At 62.5% G+C, this 20,051-nt stretch carries 23 protein-coding genes; 14 read left to right on the forward strand and 9 right to left on the reverse strand.

Translation table 11 applies throughout. From position 1 onward, the window contains the following. Nucleotides 1-8 precede the first annotated feature (8 nt). Nucleotides 9-410, forward strand: a complete 402-nt coding sequence (gene cueR / locus ATY77_RS28395; protein ID WP_088689824.1) for a Cu(I)-responsive transcriptional regulator — start codon at nucleotides 9-11, stop codon at nucleotides 408-410. On the opposite strand, the gene ATY77_RS28400 is transcribed toward cueR, so the two are convergent. Further along, nucleotides 398-706: a hypothetical protein gene (locus ATY77_RS28400; RefSeq protein ID WP_088675008.1), complete on the reverse strand. Its 309-nt coding sequence runs from the start codon at nucleotides 704-706 to the stop codon at nucleotides 398-400. The genes cueR and ATY77_RS28400 overlap by 13 nt on opposite strands. A 176-nt stretch (nucleotides 707-882) precedes the next feature. On the opposite strand from ATY77_RS28400, the gene ATY77_RS28405 reads away from it, so the two are divergent. From ATY77_RS28405 to ATY77_RS28415, 3 genes are read left to right on the forward strand one after another with little or no spacing between them, the layout of a single operon-like run. Beyond that, the gene (locus ATY77_RS28405) at nucleotides 883-1,422 is read left to right on the forward strand and encodes a sigma-70 family RNA polymerase sigma factor (RefSeq protein ID WP_088689825.1); all 540 of its coding nucleotides are present in this window, start codon (nucleotides 883-885) and stop codon (nucleotides 1,420-1,422) included. Beyond that, entirely contained in the window at nucleotides 1,409-2,176 is a 768-nt protein-coding gene (locus ATY77_RS28410) for an anti-sigma factor (protein WP_088689826.1), read from the forward strand. The genes ATY77_RS28405 and ATY77_RS28410 overlap by 14 nt, the downstream gene beginning before the upstream one ends. A 20-nt stretch (nucleotides 2,177-2,196) precedes the next feature. Continuing rightward, nucleotides 2,197-2,913, forward strand: coding sequence for a Bax inhibitor-1/YccA family protein (locus tag ATY77_RS28415; protein ID WP_088675005.1), 717 nt, complete (start codon nucleotides 2,197-2,199; stop codon nucleotides 2,911-2,913). Nucleotides 2,914-3,033: 120 nt separating this feature from the next. On the opposite strand, the gene ATY77_RS28420 is transcribed toward ATY77_RS28415, so the two are convergent. From ATY77_RS28420 to repA, 5 genes are all read right to left on the reverse strand, one after another. Continuing rightward, nucleotides 3,034-4,167 (reverse strand): RHE_PE00001 family protein, encoded by a 1,134-nt coding sequence (locus ATY77_RS28420; RefSeq protein WP_088689827.1) that lies wholly within the window; start codon nucleotides 4,165-4,167, stop codon nucleotides 3,034-3,036. Beyond that, nucleotides 4,106-4,348 carry a hypothetical protein gene (locus tag ATY77_RS33010; RefSeq protein ID WP_190237707.1) on the reverse strand — a complete coding sequence of 81 codons (243 nt, stop codon included), beginning with the start codon at nucleotides 4,346-4,348 and terminating at the stop codon, nucleotides 4,106-4,108. Before ATY77_RS33010 ends, ATY77_RS28420 begins: the two co-directional genes overlap by 62 nt. Beyond that, nucleotides 4,345-5,559, reverse strand: coding sequence for a plasmid replication protein RepC (gene repC / locus ATY77_RS28425; RefSeq protein ID WP_088689828.1), 1,215 nt, complete (start codon nucleotides 5,557-5,559; stop codon nucleotides 4,345-4,347). Before repC ends, ATY77_RS33010 begins: the two co-directional genes overlap by 4 nt. 155 nt (nucleotides 5,560-5,714) lie before the next feature. After that, nucleotides 5,715-6,710, reverse strand: coding sequence for a plasmid partitioning protein RepB (repB, locus tag ATY77_RS28430; RefSeq protein WP_088689829.1), 996 nt, complete (start codon nucleotides 6,708-6,710; stop codon nucleotides 5,715-5,717). Further along, nucleotides 6,707-7,903, reverse strand: a complete 1,197-nt coding sequence (gene repA / locus ATY77_RS28435) for a plasmid partitioning protein RepA (RefSeq protein WP_088675001.1) — start codon at nucleotides 7,901-7,903, stop codon at nucleotides 6,707-6,709. Before repA ends, repB begins: the two co-directional genes overlap by 4 nt. 203 nt (nucleotides 7,904-8,106) lie before the next feature. Between repA and cobF the strand changes: the two genes are divergently transcribed. The 5 genes from cobF to ATY77_RS28465 all read left to right on the forward strand — a co-directional run bounded on the left by cobF (nucleotide 8,107) and on the right by ATY77_RS28465 (nucleotide 12,441). Continuing rightward, nucleotides 8,107-8,871 carry a precorrin-6A synthase (deacetylating) gene (cobF, locus tag ATY77_RS28445; protein ID WP_088689831.1) on the forward strand — a complete coding sequence of 255 codons (765 nt, stop codon included), beginning with the start codon at nucleotides 8,107-8,109 and terminating at the stop codon, nucleotides 8,869-8,871. 63 nt (nucleotides 8,872-8,934) lie between these two features. Beyond that, nucleotides 8,935-10,317, forward strand: a complete 1,383-nt coding sequence (cobG, locus tag ATY77_RS28450) for a precorrin-3B synthase (protein WP_088689832.1) — start codon at nucleotides 8,935-8,937, stop codon at nucleotides 10,315-10,317. Between the two features lie 2 nt (nucleotides 10,318-10,319). After that, nucleotides 10,320-10,952, forward strand: coding sequence for a precorrin-8X methylmutase (locus tag ATY77_RS28455; protein WP_088689833.1), 633 nt, complete (start codon nucleotides 10,320-10,322; stop codon nucleotides 10,950-10,952). Continuing rightward, a complete protein-coding gene (locus tag ATY77_RS28460) occupies nucleotides 10,949-11,680 on the forward strand; it encodes a precorrin-2 C(20)-methyltransferase (RefSeq protein WP_088689834.1) in 732 nt (243 codons plus the stop codon). The genes ATY77_RS28455 and ATY77_RS28460 overlap by 4 nt, the downstream gene beginning before the upstream one ends. After that, complete coding sequence (locus ATY77_RS28465) at nucleotides 11,677-12,441, forward strand: precorrin-3B C(17)-methyltransferase (protein WP_088689835.1); 765 nt, start codon at nucleotides 11,677-11,679, stop codon at nucleotides 12,439-12,441. The genes ATY77_RS28460 and ATY77_RS28465 overlap by 4 nt, the downstream gene beginning before the upstream one ends. On the opposite strand, the gene ATY77_RS28470 is transcribed toward ATY77_RS28465, so the two are convergent. After that, on the reverse strand, nucleotides 12,405-13,175 hold the full coding sequence (locus ATY77_RS28470) for a cobalt-precorrin-6A reductase (protein ID WP_088689836.1): 771 nt from the start codon (nucleotides 13,173-13,175) through the stop codon (nucleotides 12,405-12,407). The genes ATY77_RS28465 and ATY77_RS28470 overlap by 37 nt on opposite strands. Between ATY77_RS28470 and cbiE the strand changes: the two genes are divergently transcribed. Together cbiE and cobM are read left to right on the forward strand one after the other, a co-directional pair. Then, nucleotides 13,174-14,406, forward strand: coding sequence for a precorrin-6y C5,15-methyltransferase (decarboxylating) subunit CbiE (gene cbiE / locus ATY77_RS28475; protein WP_088689837.1), 1,233 nt, complete (start codon nucleotides 13,174-13,176; stop codon nucleotides 14,404-14,406). The two genes, ATY77_RS28470 and cbiE, sit on opposite strands and share 2 nt — an antisense overlap. A gap of 3 nt (nucleotides 14,407-14,409) precedes the next feature. Beyond that, complete coding sequence (gene cobM / locus ATY77_RS28480) at nucleotides 14,410-15,168, forward strand: precorrin-4 C(11)-methyltransferase (protein ID WP_088689838.1); 759 nt, start codon at nucleotides 14,410-14,412, stop codon at nucleotides 15,166-15,168. Between the two features lie 68 nt (nucleotides 15,169-15,236). On the opposite strand, the gene ATY77_RS28485 is transcribed toward cobM, so the two are convergent. Both ATY77_RS28485 and ATY77_RS28490 read right to left on the reverse strand, forming a co-directional pair. Then, a complete protein-coding gene (locus ATY77_RS28485; protein WP_088689985.1) occupies nucleotides 15,237-16,049 on the reverse strand; it encodes a TIM barrel protein in 813 nt (270 codons plus the stop codon). Nucleotides 16,050-16,209: 160 nt separating this feature from the next. Then, a complete protein-coding gene (locus ATY77_RS28490; RefSeq protein ID WP_088689839.1) occupies nucleotides 16,210-17,238 on the reverse strand; it encodes a LacI family DNA-binding transcriptional regulator in 1,029 nt (342 codons plus the stop codon). Nucleotides 17,239-17,371: 133 nt separating this feature from the next. On the opposite strand from ATY77_RS28490, the gene ATY77_RS28495 reads away from it, so the two are divergent. From ATY77_RS28495 to ATY77_RS28505, 3 genes are read left to right on the forward strand one after another with little or no spacing between them, the layout of a single operon-like run. Next, a complete protein-coding gene (locus tag ATY77_RS28495; protein WP_088689840.1) occupies nucleotides 17,372-18,460 on the forward strand; it encodes a fatty acid desaturase family protein in 1,089 nt (362 codons plus the stop codon). 21 nt (nucleotides 18,461-18,481) lie between these two features. After that, a complete protein-coding gene (locus ATY77_RS28500; RefSeq protein WP_088689841.1) occupies nucleotides 18,482-18,796 on the forward strand; it encodes a MocE family 2Fe-2S type ferredoxin in 315 nt (104 codons plus the stop codon). 11 nt (nucleotides 18,797-18,807) lie between these two features. Next, nucleotides 18,808-20,034 (forward strand): FAD-dependent oxidoreductase, encoded by a 1,227-nt coding sequence (locus tag ATY77_RS28505; protein WP_088689842.1) that lies wholly within the window; start codon nucleotides 18,808-18,810, stop codon nucleotides 20,032-20,034. Nucleotides 20,035-20,051: the final 17 nt, after the last annotated feature.

Consider the following 20,051-nt stretch of genomic DNA (forward strand, 5'->3'; position numbering starts at 1 on the left):
AGATGGCGATGAATATCGGCGAAGCATCGGAACGCTCGGGCCTCCCTTCGAAGACCATCCGCTATTACGAGGATATCGGCCTCATCCGCCCCGGAAGGGGCGGAAATGGCTACCGCGACTATGATGCGGCCGACGTCCACAAACTGCGCTTCCTGCAGCGCTCACGCGGCCTCGGCTTTTCCGTCGAGGAATGCCGGCAACTGCTCGCGCTCTACGAGGACAGGAGTCGGGCGAGCGCCGACGTCAAGGAGATCGCTGAGATCAAGCTTGTCGAGATCGACCGCAAGATCAGAGAGCTGACGGAACTGCGGCATACGCTGGAGCACCTCGTGCGTGCCTGCCATGGAAACCATAGGCCGGACTGCCCGATCCTCGAAGGGCTTTCGGACGGCGCCGTTCAGGAGAGCTGACGCGTGTTCTGGTTGGCGGCCTGGGAAGAGCGAACCTGCTCATCGGGTTCCTCGTCTTCGCCATCGTCCAGCACGCCTTCATCCAACCGATGCTTGATCGCGAGCGAATAGATCACGTCGAGAATATTGCGGTCCCTGAGATGAGGATCGGTCAGGGCGAAAAGTGAGGCCCTGACGATCTTCTTGCTGGTGGCCTTCGGGCAACGCGCTTTGACGAAATCATAGAGCGCCTGATCCGTCAGCCCTTCCATGGCGCCGTCCACGAGAGCTTCGTAGACCCGCTTCTTTTCCTTCATTCTTGGTTTTCCCCTTCAGATCAGCGGCGCGATGATCTGTCATGTATCTGTCATAAACAATCGCCGATTTGGGGTGCGCGTCCAACGGACAGGGAATATTTGAAGAGTGCGCGCGGCCCGCATGATTTTTTCGACTGGTCGGGAATAAAATCCCCCGCACTTGCGTATACTCAATCATGGAACGCAAAGAACGCCCCTTCGACGTCATCGGACAGCTTGCAGCGCTCAGGCGCTATGCTCGCTCGCTGGTGCGCAGCTCGGACGAGGCGGAGGATCTGGTGCACGATGCGCTCGTGCGCGCCTACGAGAAGCGCAAGAGTTTCCGCAGCGGCGGCAACCTGCGCACCTGGCTTCTTTCCATCCTGCATAACGCCCATATCGACCGTCTTCGCCGGAACCGATCGCTGACGCGCCGTCACGACGAGGCGGCTGCCGAAGCCGAGCAGTCGCTGCCGGCGGGACAGGAGCATGCCGTGCGCCTGCAACAGGTGCGCGAGGCCTTTTTCGACCTGCCGGAGGAACAGCGCGAGGCTCTGCATCTCGTGGCGATCGAGGACCTCTCCTACCAGGAAGCGGCCGCTGCGCTCGGCATTCCGGTCGGTACGCTGATGTCCCGCATCTCCCGCGCCCGCGCGCAGCTGCGCGAATTCGAGGAGAAAACGCCCCGCGTTTCGCATCTGAGATTAATCGGAGGGGACGGCAATGAAGACAATTGATCCGATCATCGACGCCGATCTCGACGCCTATGTGGACGGCGAGCTCGATGTCGCCCGCCGTATTCAGGTGGAATCCTATCTATCCGAGCATCCTGAGATTGCCGCCAAGGTCATGGCCGACCTCAGCATGAAAGGCGAGCTGCGCCTGGCTCTTGCCGGCGAAAGCGCCTTCGGCCGCGCCGAAACCCGCGACGCCGCCCGCCGGCTGGAACGTGGCCTTTCCTATGGCCGCATCTTCCATACCATGCAGCGCATCGCCGCCGTCGGCGTGCTGATTGCCGCCGGCTGGGTGGCGCACAATTCCTTCGGCGCCTTCTCGGCGACCGAGGTTGCGGCTTCCGTTCCCGCACCCGCCTATGTCGAGGATGCCGTTCGCGCCTATCAGACCGCGGCGCTGCGCGAGCAGATGCCGTCGCAGACGCCGACCACCTATAATGTCGACGACATTCGCGCCGCGACGGCGATCATCATGCCGGAGCTGCCGAAGGACTGGAAGGTCGCCGATGTGCAGATCTTCCCGTCAGCTTTCGGTCCCAGCGTCGAAATGTCGATCGAGGAAACGAATGGAAAGCGGCTTTCGCTTTTCGCCGTCCGGCCGGGCGCTTTCGAGGTCCAGCCGGTCAGCCATGTTGCACTCGAAAAAACGGAAGCCGCCTATTGGCAGATCGGCGAGGTCGCCTATGCGCTCATCGCTGACGATGGCGGCGTCAATCTCGATCAGGCGGCCGAACGGCTCGCCCGTTCGCTCTATTAGTTCAACCCGAGGAGATCAGTATGAACCCGATCAATCCCCGCTACGGCTACGGCGCTAACGCCGGCTCGCAGGCCCTTTTCGACGAAGGCCTGCGCCAGCACATGCTGCGCGTCTACAACTATATGGCCCTTGGCCTCGTCATAACCGGCGTCGTCGCCTTCATCGTCGGCTCGACGCCGGCGCTTTACGTGCCGATCTTCAACACCCCGCTGAAGTGGGTGGTGATGCTGGCGCCGCTCGCCTTCGTCTTCTTCTTCTCATTCCGCATCCAGACGATGTCCGCCAGCACTGCGCAAATCACCTTTTGGGCCTTCTGCGCCGTGATGGGCCTGTCGCTTGCCTCCGTCTTCCTGGTCTTCACCAAGACGAGCATCGCGCAGACCTTCTTCATCACCGCAGCGATGTTCGGTTCCATCAGCCTTTACGGCTACACGACGAAGCGTGACCTTTCAAAGATGGGCTCGTTCCTGATGATGGGCCTCTTCGGCATCATCATCGCCAGCATCGTCAACATTTTCCTGGGTTCGAGCGCGCTGCAGTTCGCAATCTCAGTGATCGGTATCGTCGTCTTCGTCGGCCTCACCGCCTACGACACGCAGAACATCAAGGAACAGTATTCGGAAAACTACGATCAGGAATCGAACCAGAAGCTCGCCGTCTTCGGCGCGCTCTCGCTCTACCTGAACTTCGTCAACATCTTCCAGCTTCTGCTCAACTTCACGGGCGAGCGGGAATAGGACCGCGCTTCTGGGGGCAATGGAAGCGCAAGAGCGCCCGGTCTAAAATCTGTGACAGGATGGCAGATCGGGTGCTCACCTTAAAAGGAACGGCCGGGTTTACGCCCGGCCGTTTTCATTTCAGATGATGCCCCAGGCGCGGTAACGGCCCCGGCCGGTGATTTCACGAATGCCGATCTCGTTGACGAGGTTCAGCGCGCCGCGCGGTGTGATGCGCAACTGGCGGGCGATCATCGCAGCCGAAACCATCGGCCGCGACAGGATGAAATCGGCAAGCTCCGGCAGGCTGCTGTTCGAACGGCGGCCGCGAAAACGCAGCTCCATTTGCGTGCGTGCCAACGATAAGCGGTCAATTTCCTTAAGGCCGGCCGTAGCACCGAGATGCATCGCCTCCAGAAAAGCCTGCAGCCGCGTTCCCCGGTCGCGCGCCCGGCGACGCTCATGGCGCACGAGCTTCAGCCCTCCGAAGAAGGAAAAGAGATGCGAGGTGACCTTACCGCGGGCACGCAGGTGGCTTGCGACCAGGAGGCCGCCGAGCCAATGCTGCCGCCGCAGCGGTTCGATCCTCTCCCATGCTTCGAAAAGAATGGCGGCGCCGAGAACCGGGGGCAAGGCTTCGGCCAGCGGCAACACGCTGCGCCACTCCGCAAGCCGCTGCTCCTCGTCCCACTCATCGTCACCGAGCAAACCGAGCGGATCTTCGTTTCGCTTCGTCGCGGGAACCGCAGCCTGCTCGCTCGGCGGCGCCTTGCCCGTATGGATATCGATGAGCTTCTGCGAGCGCGCGAGAAGCGCGTCGATCTCCGCCAGTTCGGCGGCGAGCGGTCCGGCCTCATCCTCGCCCTCTTCGCCGGCCTCGACGACAGCTTCGGGACGCTTCCCCTCCTGCGCGCTCCCCTCCCCTTCCCCGAGCGTTGCAGTCAGCGTCGCAAGGCCCGACGCTCCGAGCGCCCAGGAGGGTTCGCCGGTCCAGATGCGGCGACGCGTCCGCAACACGGAATGGGCAATCGTCAGCTCGTGGCTCGGAGCGCGGCTATCCATATGCGCATCGTGCAGAACGAGATCCTCGACATGCACGAGTTCACCGGCAACCCAGAGGGCGCCTGCCGCATCAAAAAAGTGGCTGCGCTCGGCAAATCCCTCGCCTACCGGAGAACGCAGCACGCGTTCGTCGAGCCGCGCAATTGCATCCTCAGCAGCGGCGATGGCCGGAAGCAGGGTTTGCAGCATTGCCCCATCGATGTCGTAGCGCATTGTTAACCTTTACGGTTTTTAACAAATGGAAGCAAAGCAGGCGTTTTGTTCCGTCATCTATGACATGAGTGATGGTGTTTTTCAACCGAAGTGCCCAATGGAAACGCGCGAGATGGCTGAGAGGCAGGCCGTCCTCGTTTAACTGCCGCGACTGGTGCGAAGCTTTTTCGTGCCTGCTCATCCGGTTCTCCTCGTCGCCGGCCCATTCGCCCGCATCAACGCCATCAGCATCGGCCCCAGCGAGAACTCGCCGCGCTCCGCCCGCCGTGTGAGGTCTCGCAAGTAACCGCCGGCGGAGTTGATATGTCCGCCCCTTTCCAGGATGCAGGCGATCACCGTGGCGGCATTTTCCGGCCCCATGACATCACAGGCCTGCTGATAGGCGCTGGGGCTGACGCCGAGGGTGGAACGGACGATAACGGCCGCGGCCATGAGATCCCGCCAGCTGCCGACTCCACCGCCCGGGCCATACGCGATAATTTCCGGGCAGGCCTGCAGCACCATGGCAAGAGGGAAAGATTTCGGCGGCTCGCGCCACGGCCGCGGCTCTTCCTCCGGCTTTGCGCCCTGCTTCGTTTCGAAGCTTGGTTCAAGTTCAGATAAGGGGTGTGGGTTTGAATTATGTATGTGCCGACCGTTTTGGCTATCATTGGCGTCTGTTTTTTCTGTTTTCGTCTTCAGTTCCAGCGTCTTGACGATCATTTCGCGGAACGCTTCGAGATCGGCCAGGAGGCTTTTCATTTCCGCAGCCGACGGACGACGCGGCAGGCTGGCCGAAAGCAGATTGAAATGCCGCTGCATCTCGATCCATTCGCCCGCAATTTGCTCTTCCAGTGCAATCTCGATGAGTTTGGCGATGTCGCGCCGGCAGAGCGTCAGGCGCTCCCTCAGGCGCTTCCATTCGAGCCTGTCGGCCATCACCTGAGCCGCCTGCGCTTCGATCTCGCCCGCGCGTGCAAGAAGGGGCGCCAGGCTGAAGCCGAAGGCCTCTCCAAGCCTGCCCTCGCCGTTGCGACGGGCAAAACGTTTGCCGTTCGGGCTATCGCGCCGGATGATCAGCCCTGCCTCCACCAGCATCGCCAGGTTCCGCCGCAGCGTCGTGCCGGCCATGCCATGCGTGCGCAGCGAAAGCTGCTCGTTCGAAGGAAAGACGACGAAGCCGTTGGCCTCGGCAATCTCGTTCTTCGGATAGAAGGTTAACAGCGCGTTGAGAACGGCAAGCGCACGGTCGGATACGCCGACCATATCCTTCGCTTCGCAGAGCGCGCGAAAGATCTTCCACTTGTCGACCGATGCATCCGGATCGACCTTGCTGGCGCTTTCCTGGCTTGCCAGCATACCAAGCGTCATCGATCGCCGCCCAAAGGGCGTCGATACATATTGAGGCTCCATGTCCCTCACCTTTTTTCAAGGCAAAAGAAATCTTACCACCCAAAAGGATGCCGAAGATGCTTGACAGTGATTCGAGGAAGTGCGATTCTCAGATTGTCCAGATATGAGAAAGGCTTCCGCGACGGCAACGTTCGGAGGCTTTTTTCTTTTGCGGCTTACTCTCCTGCTTGCAACTTGCCGGCCCGATAGGCTTCGTAAAGCTCATCGAGACGGCGTGAAATGTAAGCGCCGAAATCCGGCGCATCGCCGGTCTTCAACGCAATCGTGAAGGAATTGCCGGCGCTCTTGATCCGGCCGGCAATCTTGCCGCCGCTCTTCGGCTTCCAGTCATATTCTTTGGCTTCGGGCTTTGATTCTTTCTTGGCCAGCTCCGCGACCAGAAGCTCGAAACGACGATCGCTCTCTTCCGCCATGAAGCGTTCCGAAGCGATGAGTTTCGCAAGCCGCGCTGCCGTTCCGCCATTCCAGTCCTGGGCGAGCGCCATCCATTTGCGGCGCCCTACGCTGGGTGCCGCTCCAACCGACCTGACAATGTCGGCCGGGATGGCCTTTGCGACCGATATCAGCTTGGAAAGCTCCGTCTTATCGGTCGACAGCGCCTTCATGATAACGGGACGCTCGAAACCCTTGAGTTCGAGATTGAGGGCAAAGACCGCCCGCTCGATATAGGAAAGGTTCCGGCGCGCCGAATTTTCGATGCCCTGCGCGATGACGACGTCGGTATCGTCGAGCTTGCGGACGATCGCCTGCACCTTGCGGCCCAGCAGCTTGACGGCCTGCAGGCGGCGATGGCCATAGGCAATCTGATAACGGCTCTCATCATCGGGATGGCGACGAACGAGAACCGGCACTTCCTGTCCGTTCTCGGCAATCGACTGAACCAGCTCATCCTCAATATCGAGCGGCTGGTCAGCAAGGCGGTCGCGGATGAAGGAGGAATCGATCAATTTGGGATCCAGCTCGACGATGCGCTCGCCGGAAAGCAAGGCTTCCTGCATCGCCCTGCTCTCTTCTTCCATACGGCCAAGCGTCAGCGCCATCGTCCGAACCGGGCCGGCGGATCCGCGCGCAGAAGGCTCCTCATAGTTGGCCGCGGCCAACTCCTGCGCCGTATCATCGAAAAGACCTTTCAGGCGATCGCGTCTGCTCATGTACGGCCCCAGGCTTTGTGAATGCCGGCGAGAACCTCGCCGTTGGCGGCGTTGACCGATTCCAGCGCCCGGTCATATGTCGAGCGGCGCACCTGCCCCTTCTCGATTTCATAAAGCGTCTGCTTGGTCAGCCCCGCATCGGCGATCGCCGTGGATTTGAGGATGGTCGCCGTCAAAACGTCGTCGCCGAAGAGACTGCGAAGCAACGCAACGATCTGCGACTGCGGCGCGTCGAAAGGCTCGTGCCGGGTGACGATATATTTGATGAAATCATGCTGCAGATCGCCGCCGGCCCTGCGCACGACCGAGAGCAGATCCGAGGTCATCAGCAGGAATTGCGACATGGAGGCGACATCGACCATCTGCGGATGGATGGTGATGAGCAGCGATGTTGCCGCGCAGACCGCGCCGAGCGTGAGGTAACCGAGCTGCGGCGGGCAGTCGATCACCACCACATCATAATCGGCCTCGACCTCGGCGATAGCGACGCCGACGCGGCGAAAGAACAGCTCGGCCGGCTTCTGGCGGTCATTCAGCGCACGCGGCGTCTCGTGCTCGAACTCCATCAGTTCGAGATTGCCCGGCACTAGATCGAGCCCGTCGAAATAGGTCTTGCGGACGATGTCCTTCAGCGGCTTGCGCGCCTCGTCGTAGCGAATGGCGCCATAGAGCGTATCGCCGTCGGAGAGATCGAATTCGGGCTGAACGCCCAGCATGGAGGAGAGCGAAGCCTGCGGATCGAGATCGATCGCCAGCACCCGGTAACCTTCCAGCGCCAGATATTGCGCCAGATAGAGCGTGCTCGTCGTCTTGGCTGAACCGCCCTTGAAATTGGTGACGGCCACCGTCTGCAGCTTTTCACCGGGGCGGCGCCATGGAAGATAGGACAGCGCATCCTTCGGCTTCAGCTTCGCCATATAGTGGCGCAACTCATTGATCTGGCCGAGTGTATAGGATCGTCGACCGTTCGACGACAGTTCCGGCTGCGGCCCCTTGCCATCCAGCGAAAGCTGCCGAAGATAGCCGTCGGACACACCGATCATCTGAGCAGCCTCGCCCGAGGAGAAAGTGCGCAGCGTCTTCTGGGAAAGCGGCGGAAACAGCTTGTCGCGGAGGAGCTTCAATTGCCGCGAAAGCTGGTTCGCATGCCGCTCGATCCGCACATCCGTCGTCGATACGCTAATGTTGTCCAAAACACCCAATCCTTTTCGATGCGCTTTTCGGTCAACTTAGCGTCAAAAAGCGTATCGAAAGTGACACGATTCGGGATTTACGGCAACAATAGGGGCCGGAGGGGCCGCATGGCCTGGTTGGCCGCGGCCAACTCCCTGCCCTACCCTTGCGGCGGGCCGACTTTTTCGGCAAGACCGCCGGAACTCACGGGGAGAATATCCGCTTGAAACATATCAGTATCATCGGCATCGGCACGGGCAATCCGGAGCACGTCACTATACAGGCAATAAATGCGATGAACGCCGCCGACGTGATCTTCCTGCCGCTCAAAGGCGCCGGCAAGGAGGATCTCGCAGAGATAAGGCGGGAAATCTGCGAGCGCTATGTCACTCGGTCAGGTGTCCGGATCGCGGAATTCGACGTGCCGCAAAGACAGACAGCGGACAGAACCTATACACAGAGCGTCGATGCCTGGCACGGTGATATTGCCAATATCTATGCGAAACTGATCTCAAGCCTCCCGGACAGCGGCACCGGCGCCTTTCTCGTCTGGGGCGATCCCAGTCTTTACGACAGCACCATCCGCATCGTCGAACGTGTGCGGCAAACGAACAGCGTTGATTTCGATTACAGCGTCGTCCCCGGCATCACCAGCATCCAGGCCCTGGCGGCCAGCCACAAAATCCCGGTCAACCTCGTCGGCAAGCCGGTCGAGGTGACCACAGGGCGCCGGCTGGCCCGAGACGGGCTGCAGGCTGAGAGCACGATCGTCATGCTCGACGGCGAACAGGCTTTGGCAAAGATCGACGATCCGGATGCCGAAATCTTCTGGGGCGCTTACCTCGGTACCAAGGACGAGATCATCCGATCGGGACGGCTCGGCGATATCGCCGCAGAAATTATGGCGCTCCGGGCCTATGCCAGAGAGCGGCACGGCTGGATCATGGACATCTATCTCCTGCGCAAGGGACGTGACTTCGAAGAATAGCCCTCTCCGTCAAGCTTTGCCGCGCCGGCCGCGATCATGTAAGAGATGATCAGAGGGCTAGGAATGGGCACAAAGGCCGCCAAGGCGATCGACAACAAAGACGAGGCGGATCCGTATGATCGACCGTCGGCGAAGATGCGCCCGCGCGGTGCCTGTCCCGCTCTTGCCGCGCCCATGCCCACGGGCGACGGATTGCTCGTGCGGCTGCGTCCGGCCGGCGGCGCCTTGACGCTATCGCAATTCGCCGCCCTCGCCGGCGCTGCCAGCGAGCATGGAAACGGCATTCTGGAAATCACCGCGCGCGGCAATCTGCAGATCCGGGGACTAAGGGCCGATACCGCAGGACGGCTCGCCGCCGATATCGATGTTGCGGGAATCGCAGTGCCAGACGGACCGGCAATCGAGATATCGCCGCTGCACGGCATCGACCCAGAGGAGACGAGCGATCCGGCCGCGCTGGAGAAGCTATTGCGTGAGGAGTTCAGCGATCTGCTCGCCTCCCCCTGGCTCGCGCCGAAACTCTCGATCATCATCGACGGCGGCGGCGCATTCGGTTTATCGACGCTTTTCGCCGATATCCGCGTCGTTGCACAGCCGGACGCACAATGGCTCGTGGCGATCAACGGCGATGGCGAAACAGCCACGCCAATCGCAAACGGCCCTGCAGAGGCGGCAATATCAGCCGTCGGCGAAATTCTGCATCTGCTGGCGGTGCTCGGGCAGAGCAAGCGGGCGCGGGATGTCGATCCGGCGCTTCTACGGGCGCGTTTTCCCGCGATGGATGCGATCCGCGTTCTTCCGTCACACACGGCAAAGGCGCCGCTTTCCGGCTTGCACCGCCTTAAGGACGGCAAAAGCGTGCTCGGCGTCCGGCCGGAATTCGGGCAGATAAGAGCGCCCGATCTGACCGCCCTGCTCGATTGCGCGAGGACCCACGGCGCGCCCATCGTCAGGCTCGCGCCCGGCCGAGGCTTCTTCTTCACCGGGCTCCCGGCAGATGCCGCGCCGGCCCTGCAGATTGCCGCACGCAAACATGGTTTCAGCACGCAACCCGGTGAGAAGAGCGAATATGTCGCGGCCTGCGCCGGTGCGGGCGCCTGCGGTGCAGCCTTCTACGAGACGAGAACTTTAGCGCGCCGCCTCATCGCTGTGGCGCCTGTTCTCTTCGATGGTTCACTGACGCTGCATCTCTCCGGCTGCGCCAAGGGCTGCGCCCATGCCAGGCCAGCGCTCACCCTGACAGGCTCGGCGGAGGGTTACGGCCTCGTCCTCAATGGGCTTGCGGCGGATCAGCCGGATGAACGGATCGCTGGCGGTCGGATCGATTTCGCTATAGAGAGGCTCGCCCGGTCCATCGAAGACAACAGAGGCGCTGGCGAATCGGCTGCCGCCTGCCTTACACGGCTTGGCGCAACCGGCGTTTTGAAGGCGCTGCGACAGGAATAGGAATGCCAGACTACGATTATATCCGCAGCGGCGACGCGATCTACGAGCGTTCCTTTGCGATCATCCGCGCCGAGGCCGATCTTTCGCGCTTCACCGAAGATCAGGCCGAAATCGCCGTGCGCATGATCCATGCCTGCGGGCTTGTGGAAGCGACGGAGCATTTCGTCTTTTCCACCGATTTCGTCAGTGCGGCGCGTGACGCGCTGAAGGGCGGCGCGCCGATCTTCTGCGACGCGGAGATGGTATCCCATGGCGTCACCCGCGCGCGGCTGCCGGCGTTGAACGAGGTGGTGTGCACGCTGCGCGATCCTGAAACACCGGAGCTCGCGCGTGAGATCGGCAATACACGCTCGGCTGCCGCCATGCATCTCTGGCTCGACAGGCTCGGCGGAAGCGTTGTCGCAATCGGCAATGCGCCGACGGCGCTCTTCCATCTCCTCGAACTGCTGCGCGACGGCGCGCCGAAACCCGCGGCGATCCTCGGAATGCCGGTTGGTTTTGTCGGCGCGGCGGAATCGAAGGATGCGTTGGCGGAAAATTCGTATGGCGTTCCTTTCGCCATCGTGCGCGGCCGACTCGGCGGCAGCGCGATGACGGCCGCCGCCATCAATGCGCTGGCGAGGCCTGGCCTATGACAACAAACGGCCGTCTCATCGGCGTCGGCACAGGCCCCGGCGATCCCGAACTCCTGACCCTCAAAGCCGTGCGCGCCATCGAAGACGCTGACGTGATCGCGTACTTCGCCAAGCAGGGCAGGGGCGGAAACGGCAAGGCGATCGTCGAACCGCTGCTGAAACCAGGCGTGACGCTGGTGCCGCTCTATTATCCCGTCACCACCGAGATCGACAAGAACGACGAGCGCTACCAAAGCCAGATCACGGAGTTCTACGATCAATCAGCGCGAGATATCGCCAGCCATCTCGATGCCGGGCTGACCGTCGCCGTGCTCAGCGAAGGCGATCCGCTGTTCTACGGCTCCTATATGCACCTGCATATCAGGCTATCGACGCGTTATCCGACGGAAGTGATCCCCGGCATCAGCGCCATGTCGGGCTGCTGGTCCCTGGCAGGCATGCCGATCGTCCAGGGTGACGACGTGCTTTCCGTACTGCCCGGTACGATGGCCGAGACCGAATTGACCCGCCGCCTCGCCGATACGCAAGCGGCCGTCATCATGAAGGTCGGCCGAAATCTGCCGAAGATCCGCCGGGCGCTGGCCGCGGCCGGCCGGCTGGCGGAAGCCGTCTACGTCGAGCGCGGCACCATGTCGAATGCGGCGATGGAGAAGCTTGCCGACAGGGGCGAGGGCGATGCGCCCTATTTCTCGCTCGTGCTGGTGCCGGGCTGGGAGGGCAGCCGATGAAGGGCGGACTTTTCGTGATCGGCACCGGCCCCGGCAATCCCGAGCAGATGACCCCGGAAGCGCTAGCCGCTGTCGATGCGGCGACGGACTTTTTCGGCTACGGGCCCTATCTCGACAGGCTGCAACTCCGGCCCGATCAGTTGAGGCACGCCTCGGACAATCGCGAGGAGCTCGATAGGGCAGGGGCAGCTCTCGCCATGGCGGCGGACGGCGCGAAGGTCTGCGTCGTCTCCGGCGGCGATCCCGGTGTCTTCGCAATGGCCGCCGCGATCTGCGAGGCGATCGAGAATGGGCCGGCGGCCTGGCGTGCGGTCGATCTCACCGTCCTGCCCGGCGTCACGGCAATGCTGGCGGTGGCGGCGAGGGCCGGGGCGCCACTCGGCCACGATTTTTGCGCCATCTCGCTTTCAGACAACCTAAAGCCTTGGAATATCATAGAGAACCGTCTCGAGCTGGCGGCGAAGGCTGGTTTCGTCATCGCCCTCTATAATCCGATCAGCCGGGCGCGGCCGTGGCAACTCGGCGAGGCTTTCAAGCTGTTGCGCCAGCATCTGCCGGCAACAACACCGGTGATTTTCGGCCGTGCGGCCGGAAGGGCAGATGAGCGCATCGCGGTGCAACCGCTGTCTGAGGCGGATGCGTCGGTTGCCGATATGGCGACCTGCGTCATCATCGGCTCGGCCGAAACGCGTGTCGTTGCGCGCTCCGGCAAGCGGGACCTCGTCTATACTCCGCGCTTCATGGCAGGAGGGAAGAGGTGATCGATCGCCGCAAGCGCTGCCTCGACAGTCTCGACCACTGCGACCTCAGGGCCGGTCTCGCGCACCACCATCATCACCTTGATGCCGAGCAGGCGGGCCGCCTCGATCTTCGCATAGGTGGCGCCTCCGCCGCTGTTCTTGGCAATGATGACGTCGATCCCATGTTTCCTCAGCAAAGCGCATTCGTCTTCCAGCGTGAACGGACCACGATCGAGGATGTATTCGACCTTCGCGAGCGCGAGCGGCGGCTCGACCCGATCGACGCTGCGGATGAGATAAAAATGTTGCGGCGCCGCTTCCGCGTGATGCGCGCCCTGCCGGCCCGTCGCCAGGAAGACACGGCGAGGGGAGCGGCCGAGCGCTTCGATGGCTGCCGGAATGCCCCACACCTCCTGCCAGCGGTCGCCCAGCTGACGGCGCCATTCGGAGCGGCGCAGAGCGATGGCAGCAATGCCCGTGGTTTCGGCCGCGAAGGCGACGTTGGCGGAAATGCGCTCGGCAAAGGGATGCGTGGCGTCGATCAGCAGGTCATATTCGCCGGCTTTCAGAAAATCGGCAAGCGCCGCAGCACCGCCGAAACCACCGATGCGAACCGGAACCGGCTGCGCGGCCGGTTTTTCAGTGCGGCCAGCCAGCGACAGAAGAATATCGCGATCGTCACGCGCCGCCAGCGCCTCGGCGAGCAGGCGCGCCTCGCCGGTGCCGCCGAGAATGAGGATGCGGGGTCTGCCCATGGCTGATGTTTCTTCTCTTCCCGGCCAACGCTGGCTGACTATTATCGGCATCGGCGAAGATGGTCCAGCAGGGCTGGGCGAAGAGGCGAAAAGGCTCATTGCGAGCGCACCGGCCGTTTTCGGCGGGGCGCGGCATCACGCGCTTGCCGCATCGCTGATTACAGGAGAAAAGCTCTCCTGGCAGAGCCCGTTCGAGCGCTCGATTGACGCCATTCTTGAAAGGCGCGGCACGCCGGTCGTCGTGCTCGCCTCCGGCGATCCTTTTCTCTACGGCGTCGGAGCGACGCTTTCCCGCCATGTGGCGGCAGAGGAAATCTACACCATCCCAACGCCGTCCGCCTTCAGCCTTGCCGCGTCCCGTCTCGGCTGGCCGCTGCAGGACGTCACAACGATCTCGCTGCATGGACGCCCGCTCGACCTGATCCGGCCGCATCTGCACCCCGGACGGCACATCATTGCGCTGACCTCGGACGAGAAGGGGCCGGGCGAACTCGCCGCCTTGCTTGCCGCCGCTGGCTTCGGTCGGTCGCGGCTTACCGTACTCGAGGCGCTTGGCGGCGACCGAGAACGGCAAAGGCATACGGCGGCTGCGGATTTCGATCTCGCGGAGGTCGATGCCGTGAATGTCTGTGCGCTCCATGTTGCGGCAGGGGAGGGGGCTCGCATCCTGCCTTTTGCCGCAGGCCTCGAGGATAATCTGTTCGAGCATGACGGACAGATCACCAAACGCGAAATCCGGGCGGTGACGCTGTCGGCGCTTGCGCCGCGTCACGGCGAATTGCTCTGGGATGTCGGCGCGGGCTCGGGGTCGATCGGCGTCGAGTGGATGCTGGCTGATCCGTCGCTAAAGGCGATCGCAATCGAGCAGTCGCCGGCGCGGGCCGCACGCATCGCCCGCAACGCGTCCGCCTTCGGCGTCCCGCATCTCGCCATCGTCGAAGGTTCGGCACCCGATGCACTGCGGGGATTACCGGAGCCGGATGCGATCTTCCTCGGCGGCGGCGGCAGCGAACCGGATGTGATAGACGGCGCCGTTGCCGCGCTAAAGCGGGGAGGGCGGCTCGTCGCCAATGCCGTGACGCTGGAGATGGAGGCCGTACTGCTCTCAGAACACACAAAACGCGGCGGTTCGCTCACGCGGATCGACATATCGCGCGCCGAGCCCCTCGGCGGCATGAGCGGCTGGCGGCCGGCCATGCCGGTCACCCAGTGGCGCTGGACGAAAGGATAATCGATGACGGTGCATTTCATCGGCGCTGGGCCTGGCGCGGCAGATCTGATCACGGTGCGCGGCCGCAACCTCATCGGCGCATGCCCGGTCTGTCTCTATGCCGGGTCGATCGTCTCGCCGGAACTGCTGCAATATTGCCCTCCGGAGGCGCGCATCGTCGATACCGCGCCGATGTCGCTCGACGAGATCGAGGCGGAATATCTCAGCGCCGCTGCCGCCGGCCAGGATGTCGCCCGGCTGCATTCCGGCGATCTTTCGGTCTGGAGCGCGGTGGCCGAGCAGGTGCGCCGGCTGCAAAAACACGGCATCGCCTATACGATGACGCCGGGCGTTCCGGCCTTTGCCGCCGCCGCCTCGGCGCTCGGGCGCGAACTGACGATTCCCTCGGTGGCCCAGAGCCTTGTGCTCACCCGCGTTTCCGGCCGCGCTTCACCAATGCCGAACGATGAGACGCTCGCCAAATTCGGCGCGACGGGCGCCACGCTGGCGATCCATCTGGCAATCCATGCGCTGAAGCAGGTGGTGGTGGAATTGACGCCGCTTTACGGCGCCGGCTGCCCGGTCGCGATCGTCGTCAAGGCCTCCTGGCCGGACGAGCGCATCCTGTGGGGCACGCTGTCCGATATCGAAGCAAGGGTTGCGGCCGAACCGATCGAACGCACGGCAATTATTTTCGTCGGCCCCTCGCTCGCAGCCGAGGATTTTCGCGAGAGCTCGCTCTATGATCCGGCCTATCAGCGCCGGTTCAGGGGCCGGGAATAGCTTCAAGTGATCGGCCGCGCCGATGGCGCGGCTTCTCGTATAGCGATGAGAGCGAGCTTGCCCGGTTTTTAAACCCGGGCGGTGAGATAATCCATGCTGGCGCGGAGCGCACCGGCCGGATCCTTGACCGCATGGACTTCCGCCGCGAAGGGTTCGAAGGAGAACGGGCCGGCATAACCGGCCTGCAGCAGCGCCTTGATCTGCCCGGCATTGTCGAGCCGGTCGTCGCCGCCCACGAGCACCCGATGAGAATCGCGCATATCGGCAACGGAGACGGCAGGATCGCTGACGCCCGAGATATGAACGAGGCCGGAAAGTTCCGGGAAGGTCGCGGCTTCGCCGGCAAGGTGGTGGTGGAAGGTGTCGTGGACGAGCTTGAAGGTCGATTGCGCGCCGAGTTCCTTGATTGCCTCGGCGGCTTCCGTCTTCGAGCGCAGCGAGCAGATCTCGAAACCGAGCGGCTCGACGAGACCGATGATGCCGGCTTCATCGAGCATCGGCTTCAGCGCCGTCAGAGACTGGCGCAGATCGGCCTGGCGTTCACCGTCGGCGCAGCCGGTGCCATCGTTCTTCGGAACGAGGACGAGCGCCTTCGCGCCGGATGCGCGGGCATAGTCGATCAATTCCTGCGCTTCCCTGGCGCGCGTTTCATTCCACTCGTTGAAGCGCTGCAGAGCGTTGATCGAAATGATCGTCAGGCCATGTTGAGCCGCCGCCTGCTTGATCGCTTCGGGCTTGGTGCCGTCGAGAATTGCGTTGCCGGAAAGGTCGTTGCGGATTTCGACGGAGTCGATGCCGAGCGACTTTGCAAGCGCGAAGAAATCATCGATGGCGAGCGACGGCGCGGCCATATGGTTGAGCGCAAAGCGGATCGAAGTCATGACGGATATATCCTCCTCGGCTCCGCGGCAGGCGGAGCGGTCCTCGTGAATGAGCGAGCGAATCTCTATCCGAATTCGCCCGCCAATCCATCCGTCATCGCCGGCGACCGCCCTCATTGCTGAGAGAATTTCAGCCGGTATGATAGAATTCCATCATGCTTCAGATGTTTTCGGAAAGGTAGATGTCGAAGGGCAAGAAGGACTGCCCGGGGATGGCGGCTTCGCTGTTTTCGACCGCATTCCTCATCAGCGCCATCAGCTCCTGACAGAGCGCGGGCAGGGGCGTGCCGATTGCCATAGCGACGATGTCATCGGCAAGACCTGCTTTGCTGTCGGGCGTCAATTCGTTGACCACGAGCACGACCTTGCCGCCAAGGTTCTCCTCCCGGAATGCCGAAATCGCTCCTTCCATGCCGCCGCCGCAGACATAAAGCCCGGCAAGATCGGGATGTTTCTGTAGCAACGTTAACGTCGCCTCGTGCGTGATCTCGGGCGTATCCAGGTTGATCAATGTGTCGATGACATCAAATTCCGGCGCATTTTCGCGAAAATAGGAGCGGAAGCCGATTTCCCGGAGTTCATGCCCATGAAAACGATGGCTGCCAACGAAACAGGCGACCTTGCCGGGTTTATGCGCCGTCCGCGCAATCACCCAGGCGGCGGTGCGGCCAACCTTGCGGTTGTTGACGCCGATGTAGCCGGTGCGCACGCCCGACGCGAAATCGGAGAGGAGCGAGAAGACCGGGACGCCTTTTTCCTTCAACTCCTCGATGGCGGTCGTCACCGCGGGGTAATCAGGCGCAACTAGGGCAACGGCCTGATTGCGTGCACCGAGAGCCTTGAGTTTCTCGACGATTGCAGCCGGCGTGGCGGCTGACGGAAAGTCGATATGCGCCTGGATGCGAGCGTTCGTGACCGTTCGCGCCGCCGCTTCGATCTCACGCGCGAATGCCTGGTAGAACTGCTGTGTCGGTTTCTGCAGCAGGAAAGCCAGCCTGTATTGCGGCAGATCTTCGAAGACGCGCTGCCTGATGAGGCCGACCGCATGATAGCCGATCGACTGCGCCGCGTCATAAACCCGCCGCGCCGTCTCCTCCCGCACGGGATGGCGGGCGTTGAGAACGCGATCGACGGTGGCGACGCTGACGCCGGAGGCGCGGGCGAGATCGGATATGGTGGGGCGGCGCATGAACGTTCCTGATAGATTCAATCATGAATGCAAGCCATTCCTGATGGCTTTTGATAGAATATATCAAGCCTGCATTGAGCACCCACCAAAGTCAACCTATTCTCCCTGCCAACAGCATAGCGGGAGGCGGACGATGGCGACCCAGACAAAGAAACGTGACTACGACCTGCTCGGCGAAAGCGGCCGCACTGCCGTCGAGACGGGGCTGGCGGCAGCGCAATGGTACCACACCGACATTCCGCGCAAGGAGATGAAGGCGCTGATGCAGCGCTCCGATGCACCCGCAATCCGTGATACGGCCATCTGGCTCGGCAGCATGGCGGTTTTTGCCGGGCTCGGCATCTATTTCTGGGGTTCGTGGATCGCCGTGCCCTTCTTCCTCGCCTATGGCGTGCTCTACGGCTCGGCCTCCGATAGCCGCTGGCACGAATGCGGCCACGGCACCGCCTTCAAGACGCGCTGGATGAACGATGTGGTCTATCAGATCGCCTGCTTCATGATCATGCGCAATCCGGTGACCTGGCGCTGGAGCCACACGCGCCATCACACCGATACCGTCATCGTCGGCCGCGATCCCGAGATCGCCGTCATGCGGCCGCCGGATCTCCTCCGGCTGATCCTCAATTTCTTCGGTATCCTCGATGTCTGGCATGCCGTCGTCGACATGCTGCGCAATGCCTTCGGCGTCATCAGCACGGCGGAAAAGACTTTCATTCCGGAGATGGAGCAGCCGAAGGCGATCCGCATCGCCCGTATCTGGCTCGCCATCTATATCGCTACGATCGCAGCCGCGATTGCCATGGGTTCAATCCTTCCCTTGATGCTGATCGGCCTGCCGCGCCTCTACGGCGCCTGGCACCATGTGCTGACCGGGCTGCTGCAGCATGGCGGTCTCGCCGACAATGTGATCGACCACCGGCTGAACAGCCGCACGGTCTACATGAACCCGATCAGCTGCTTCATTTACTGGAACATGAACTACCACGTCGAACATCACATGTTTCCGATGGTGCCCTACCACGCGCTGCCCAGGCTGCATGCGATGATCAAGCACGATCTGCCGGCGCCGAACGCGTCGATCTGGTCCGGCTATCGCGAGATGATCCCGGCCTTCCTGCGCCAGCTGCGCAACGAGGATTATTTCCTGCGGCGCGAACTGCCGGCCACCGCGCGGCCCTATCGCGAGGAATTCCACAACGAACTGGCCCCGGCGGCCCAATAATTACGATCGAGGGAGGATAAGATGAGCGGAAACTGGATCGAAGTCTGCGGCAAGGACGAGATCGACGAAGAGGATGTCATCCGCTTCGATCATGGCGGGCGCACCTTCGCGGTCTACCGCAGCCCCGACGACGAATTCTTCGCGACCGACGGGCTCTGCACGCATGAAAATATCCACCTCGCCGACGGGCTTGTGATGGATGAGATCATCGAATGTCCGAAACATAACGGCCGCTTCAATTACAAGACGGGCGAAGCCAAGGGCGCGCCGGTCTGCGTCAATCTCAAGACCTACCCCGTGAAGGTCGAAGGCGACACCGTCTTCATCTCGGTCTGAGGGAGGCTGCTGTGGCTCATTTCGTGATCCTGGGTGCCGGCGAGTGCGGTGCGCGCGCCGCCTTCGCCTTGCGGGAAAAGGGTTTTGCTGGCGAGATCACGCTTGTCGGCGCCGAAGCCCTCCATCCCTATGAGCGGCCGCCGCTTTCCAAGGCCGGCATCGCCGATGCCAGCGATCCGAAATTCATCGCTGCGGCGGAAAAATATACCGAAAGCGGCATCCGGCTGCTGACCGGCGTAGAGGCCAGGGATGTCGACACGGCATCCAAGACCGTCACGCTTTCCGACGGGACGACACTCTCCTATGACAAGCTTCTGCTGGCGACGGGCGCGAGCGCGCGGTCGTTTCCAGGCGCGCCGAAGGGCAGCGCGCATATTCGTTCGCTCCGGACCTATCACGATGCGGCAGCGCTGCGCGATGCAATGAAGCCGGGCCGTCATATCGCCATTATCGGCGGCGGCTTCATCGGCCTGGAGCTTGCGGCGACGGCGCGCCTGCTCGGCGCCGAGGTGACCGTCATCGAGGGGCTGGAACGCGTGCTGAAGCGCGGCGTGCCGGAGGAAGTCGCCCATCTCCTCACCGAGCGCCATCGCGCCGAGGGCGTCGATATCCGCTGCGGCGTCTCGATCGAGGCGCTGATCGAGGAAGGCGGGAAGGCCGTGATCAGGCTGTCGGCCGGTGAGGTGATCGAAGCCGATCTTGCTCTTGTCGGCATCGGCGCGTGGCCGAATGTCGAGATCGCCGAAAGCGCGGGCCTCGCGATCGAGAACGGCATTGCTGTCGATACCTATCTCCAGACCTCGGCGCCTGACGTGTTTGCCGCCGGCGACTGCTGCTCTTTCCCGCTGCCGATCTATGGCGGCCGGCGGGTGCGGCTCGAATCCTGGCGCAACGCCCAGGAGCAGGGCACATTGGCCGCGGCCAACATGCTCGGCCTCGATCAAGCCGTTTCCGCCGTGCCGTGGTTCTGGTCGGACCAATATGACATGACGCTGCAGATATCAGGGCTTGCCGAAGGCGCCGCCTCCCATCATCGCCGCGATCTCAGCGCGGACGCCTTCATTCTCTTCCATCTCGACGCCGAAGGACGGCTGATCGCCGCAAGCGGCATCGGACGCGGCAATGCGGTGGCGCGCGACATCCGGCTCGCCGAAATGCTGATTGCAGCAGGCGCCCGTCCCGACCCGGCGGCGCTGACATCAAGCAACGTCAAACTGAAATCCCTGTTGGCCGCCTGAGCGGCCGCTATTCTTTA

The sequence above is a fragment of the Rhizobium sp. R634 genome (assembly GCF_002211305.1).
Lineage (GTDB): Bacteria > Pseudomonadota > Alphaproteobacteria > Rhizobiales > Rhizobiaceae > Rhizobium.

Excerpts from the sequence above, each read along its gene's own strand:
- cueR (WP_088689824.1), top strand. The coding sequence starts at position 9 with ATGAATATCGGCGAAGCATCGGAACGCTCGGGCCTCCCTTCGAAGACC.
- ATY77_RS28400 (WP_088675008.1), bottom strand. The coding sequence starts at position 706 with ATGAAGGAAAAGAAGCGGGTCTACGAAGCTCTCGTGGACGGCGCCATG.
- ATY77_RS28405 (WP_088689825.1), top strand. The coding sequence starts at position 883 with ATGGAACGCAAAGAACGCCCCTTCGACGTCATCGGACAGCTTGCAGCG.
- ATY77_RS28410 (WP_088689826.1), top strand. The coding sequence starts at position 1,409 with ATGAAGACAATTGATCCGATCATCGACGCCGATCTCGACGCCTATGTG.
- ATY77_RS28415 (WP_088675005.1), top strand. The coding sequence starts at position 2,197 with ATGAACCCGATCAATCCCCGCTACGGCTACGGCGCTAACGCCGGCTCG.
- ATY77_RS28420 (WP_088689827.1), bottom strand. The coding sequence starts at position 4,167 with ATGCGCTACGACATCGATGGGGCAATGCTGCAAACCCTGCTTCCGGCC.
- ATY77_RS33010 (WP_190237707.1), bottom strand. The coding sequence starts at position 4,348 with ATGAGCAGGCACGAAAAAGCTTCGCACCAGTCGCGGCAGTTAAACGAG.
- repC (WP_088689828.1), bottom strand. The coding sequence starts at position 5,559 with ATGGAGCCTCAATATGTATCGACGCCCTTTGGGCGGCGATCGATGACG.
- repB (WP_088689829.1), bottom strand. The coding sequence starts at position 6,710 with ATGAGCAGACGCGATCGCCTGAAAGGTCTTTTCGATGATACGGCGCAG.
- cobG (WP_088689832.1), top strand. The coding sequence starts at position 8,935 with ATGGGCACAAAGGCCGCCAAGGCGATCGACAACAAAGACGAGGCGGAT.
- ATY77_RS28455 (WP_088689833.1), top strand. The coding sequence starts at position 10,320 with ATGCCAGACTACGATTATATCCGCAGCGGCGACGCGATCTACGAGCGT.
- ATY77_RS28460 (WP_088689834.1), top strand. The coding sequence starts at position 10,949 with ATGACAACAAACGGCCGTCTCATCGGCGTCGGCACAGGCCCCGGCGAT.
- ATY77_RS28465 (WP_088689835.1), top strand. The coding sequence starts at position 11,677 with ATGAAGGGCGGACTTTTCGTGATCGGCACCGGCCCCGGCAATCCCGAG.
- cbiE (WP_088689837.1), top strand. The coding sequence starts at position 13,174 with ATGGCTGATGTTTCTTCTCTTCCCGGCCAACGCTGGCTGACTATTATC.
- ATY77_RS28470 (WP_088689836.1), bottom strand. The coding sequence starts at position 13,175 with ATGGGCAGACCCCGCATCCTCATTCTCGGCGGCACCGGCGAGGCGCGC.
- cobM (WP_088689838.1), top strand. The coding sequence starts at position 14,410 with ATGACGGTGCATTTCATCGGCGCTGGGCCTGGCGCGGCAGATCTGATC.
- ATY77_RS28485 (WP_088689985.1), bottom strand. The coding sequence starts at position 16,049 with ATGACTTCGATCCGCTTTGCGCTCAACCATATGGCCGCGCCGTCGCTC.
- ATY77_RS28490 (WP_088689839.1), bottom strand. The coding sequence starts at position 17,238 with ATGCGCCGCCCCACCATATCCGATCTCGCCCGCGCCTCCGGCGTCAGC.
- ATY77_RS28495 (WP_088689840.1), top strand. The coding sequence starts at position 17,372 with ATGGCGACCCAGACAAAGAAACGTGACTACGACCTGCTCGGCGAAAGC.
- ATY77_RS28500 (WP_088689841.1), top strand. The coding sequence starts at position 18,482 with ATGAGCGGAAACTGGATCGAAGTCTGCGGCAAGGACGAGATCGACGAA.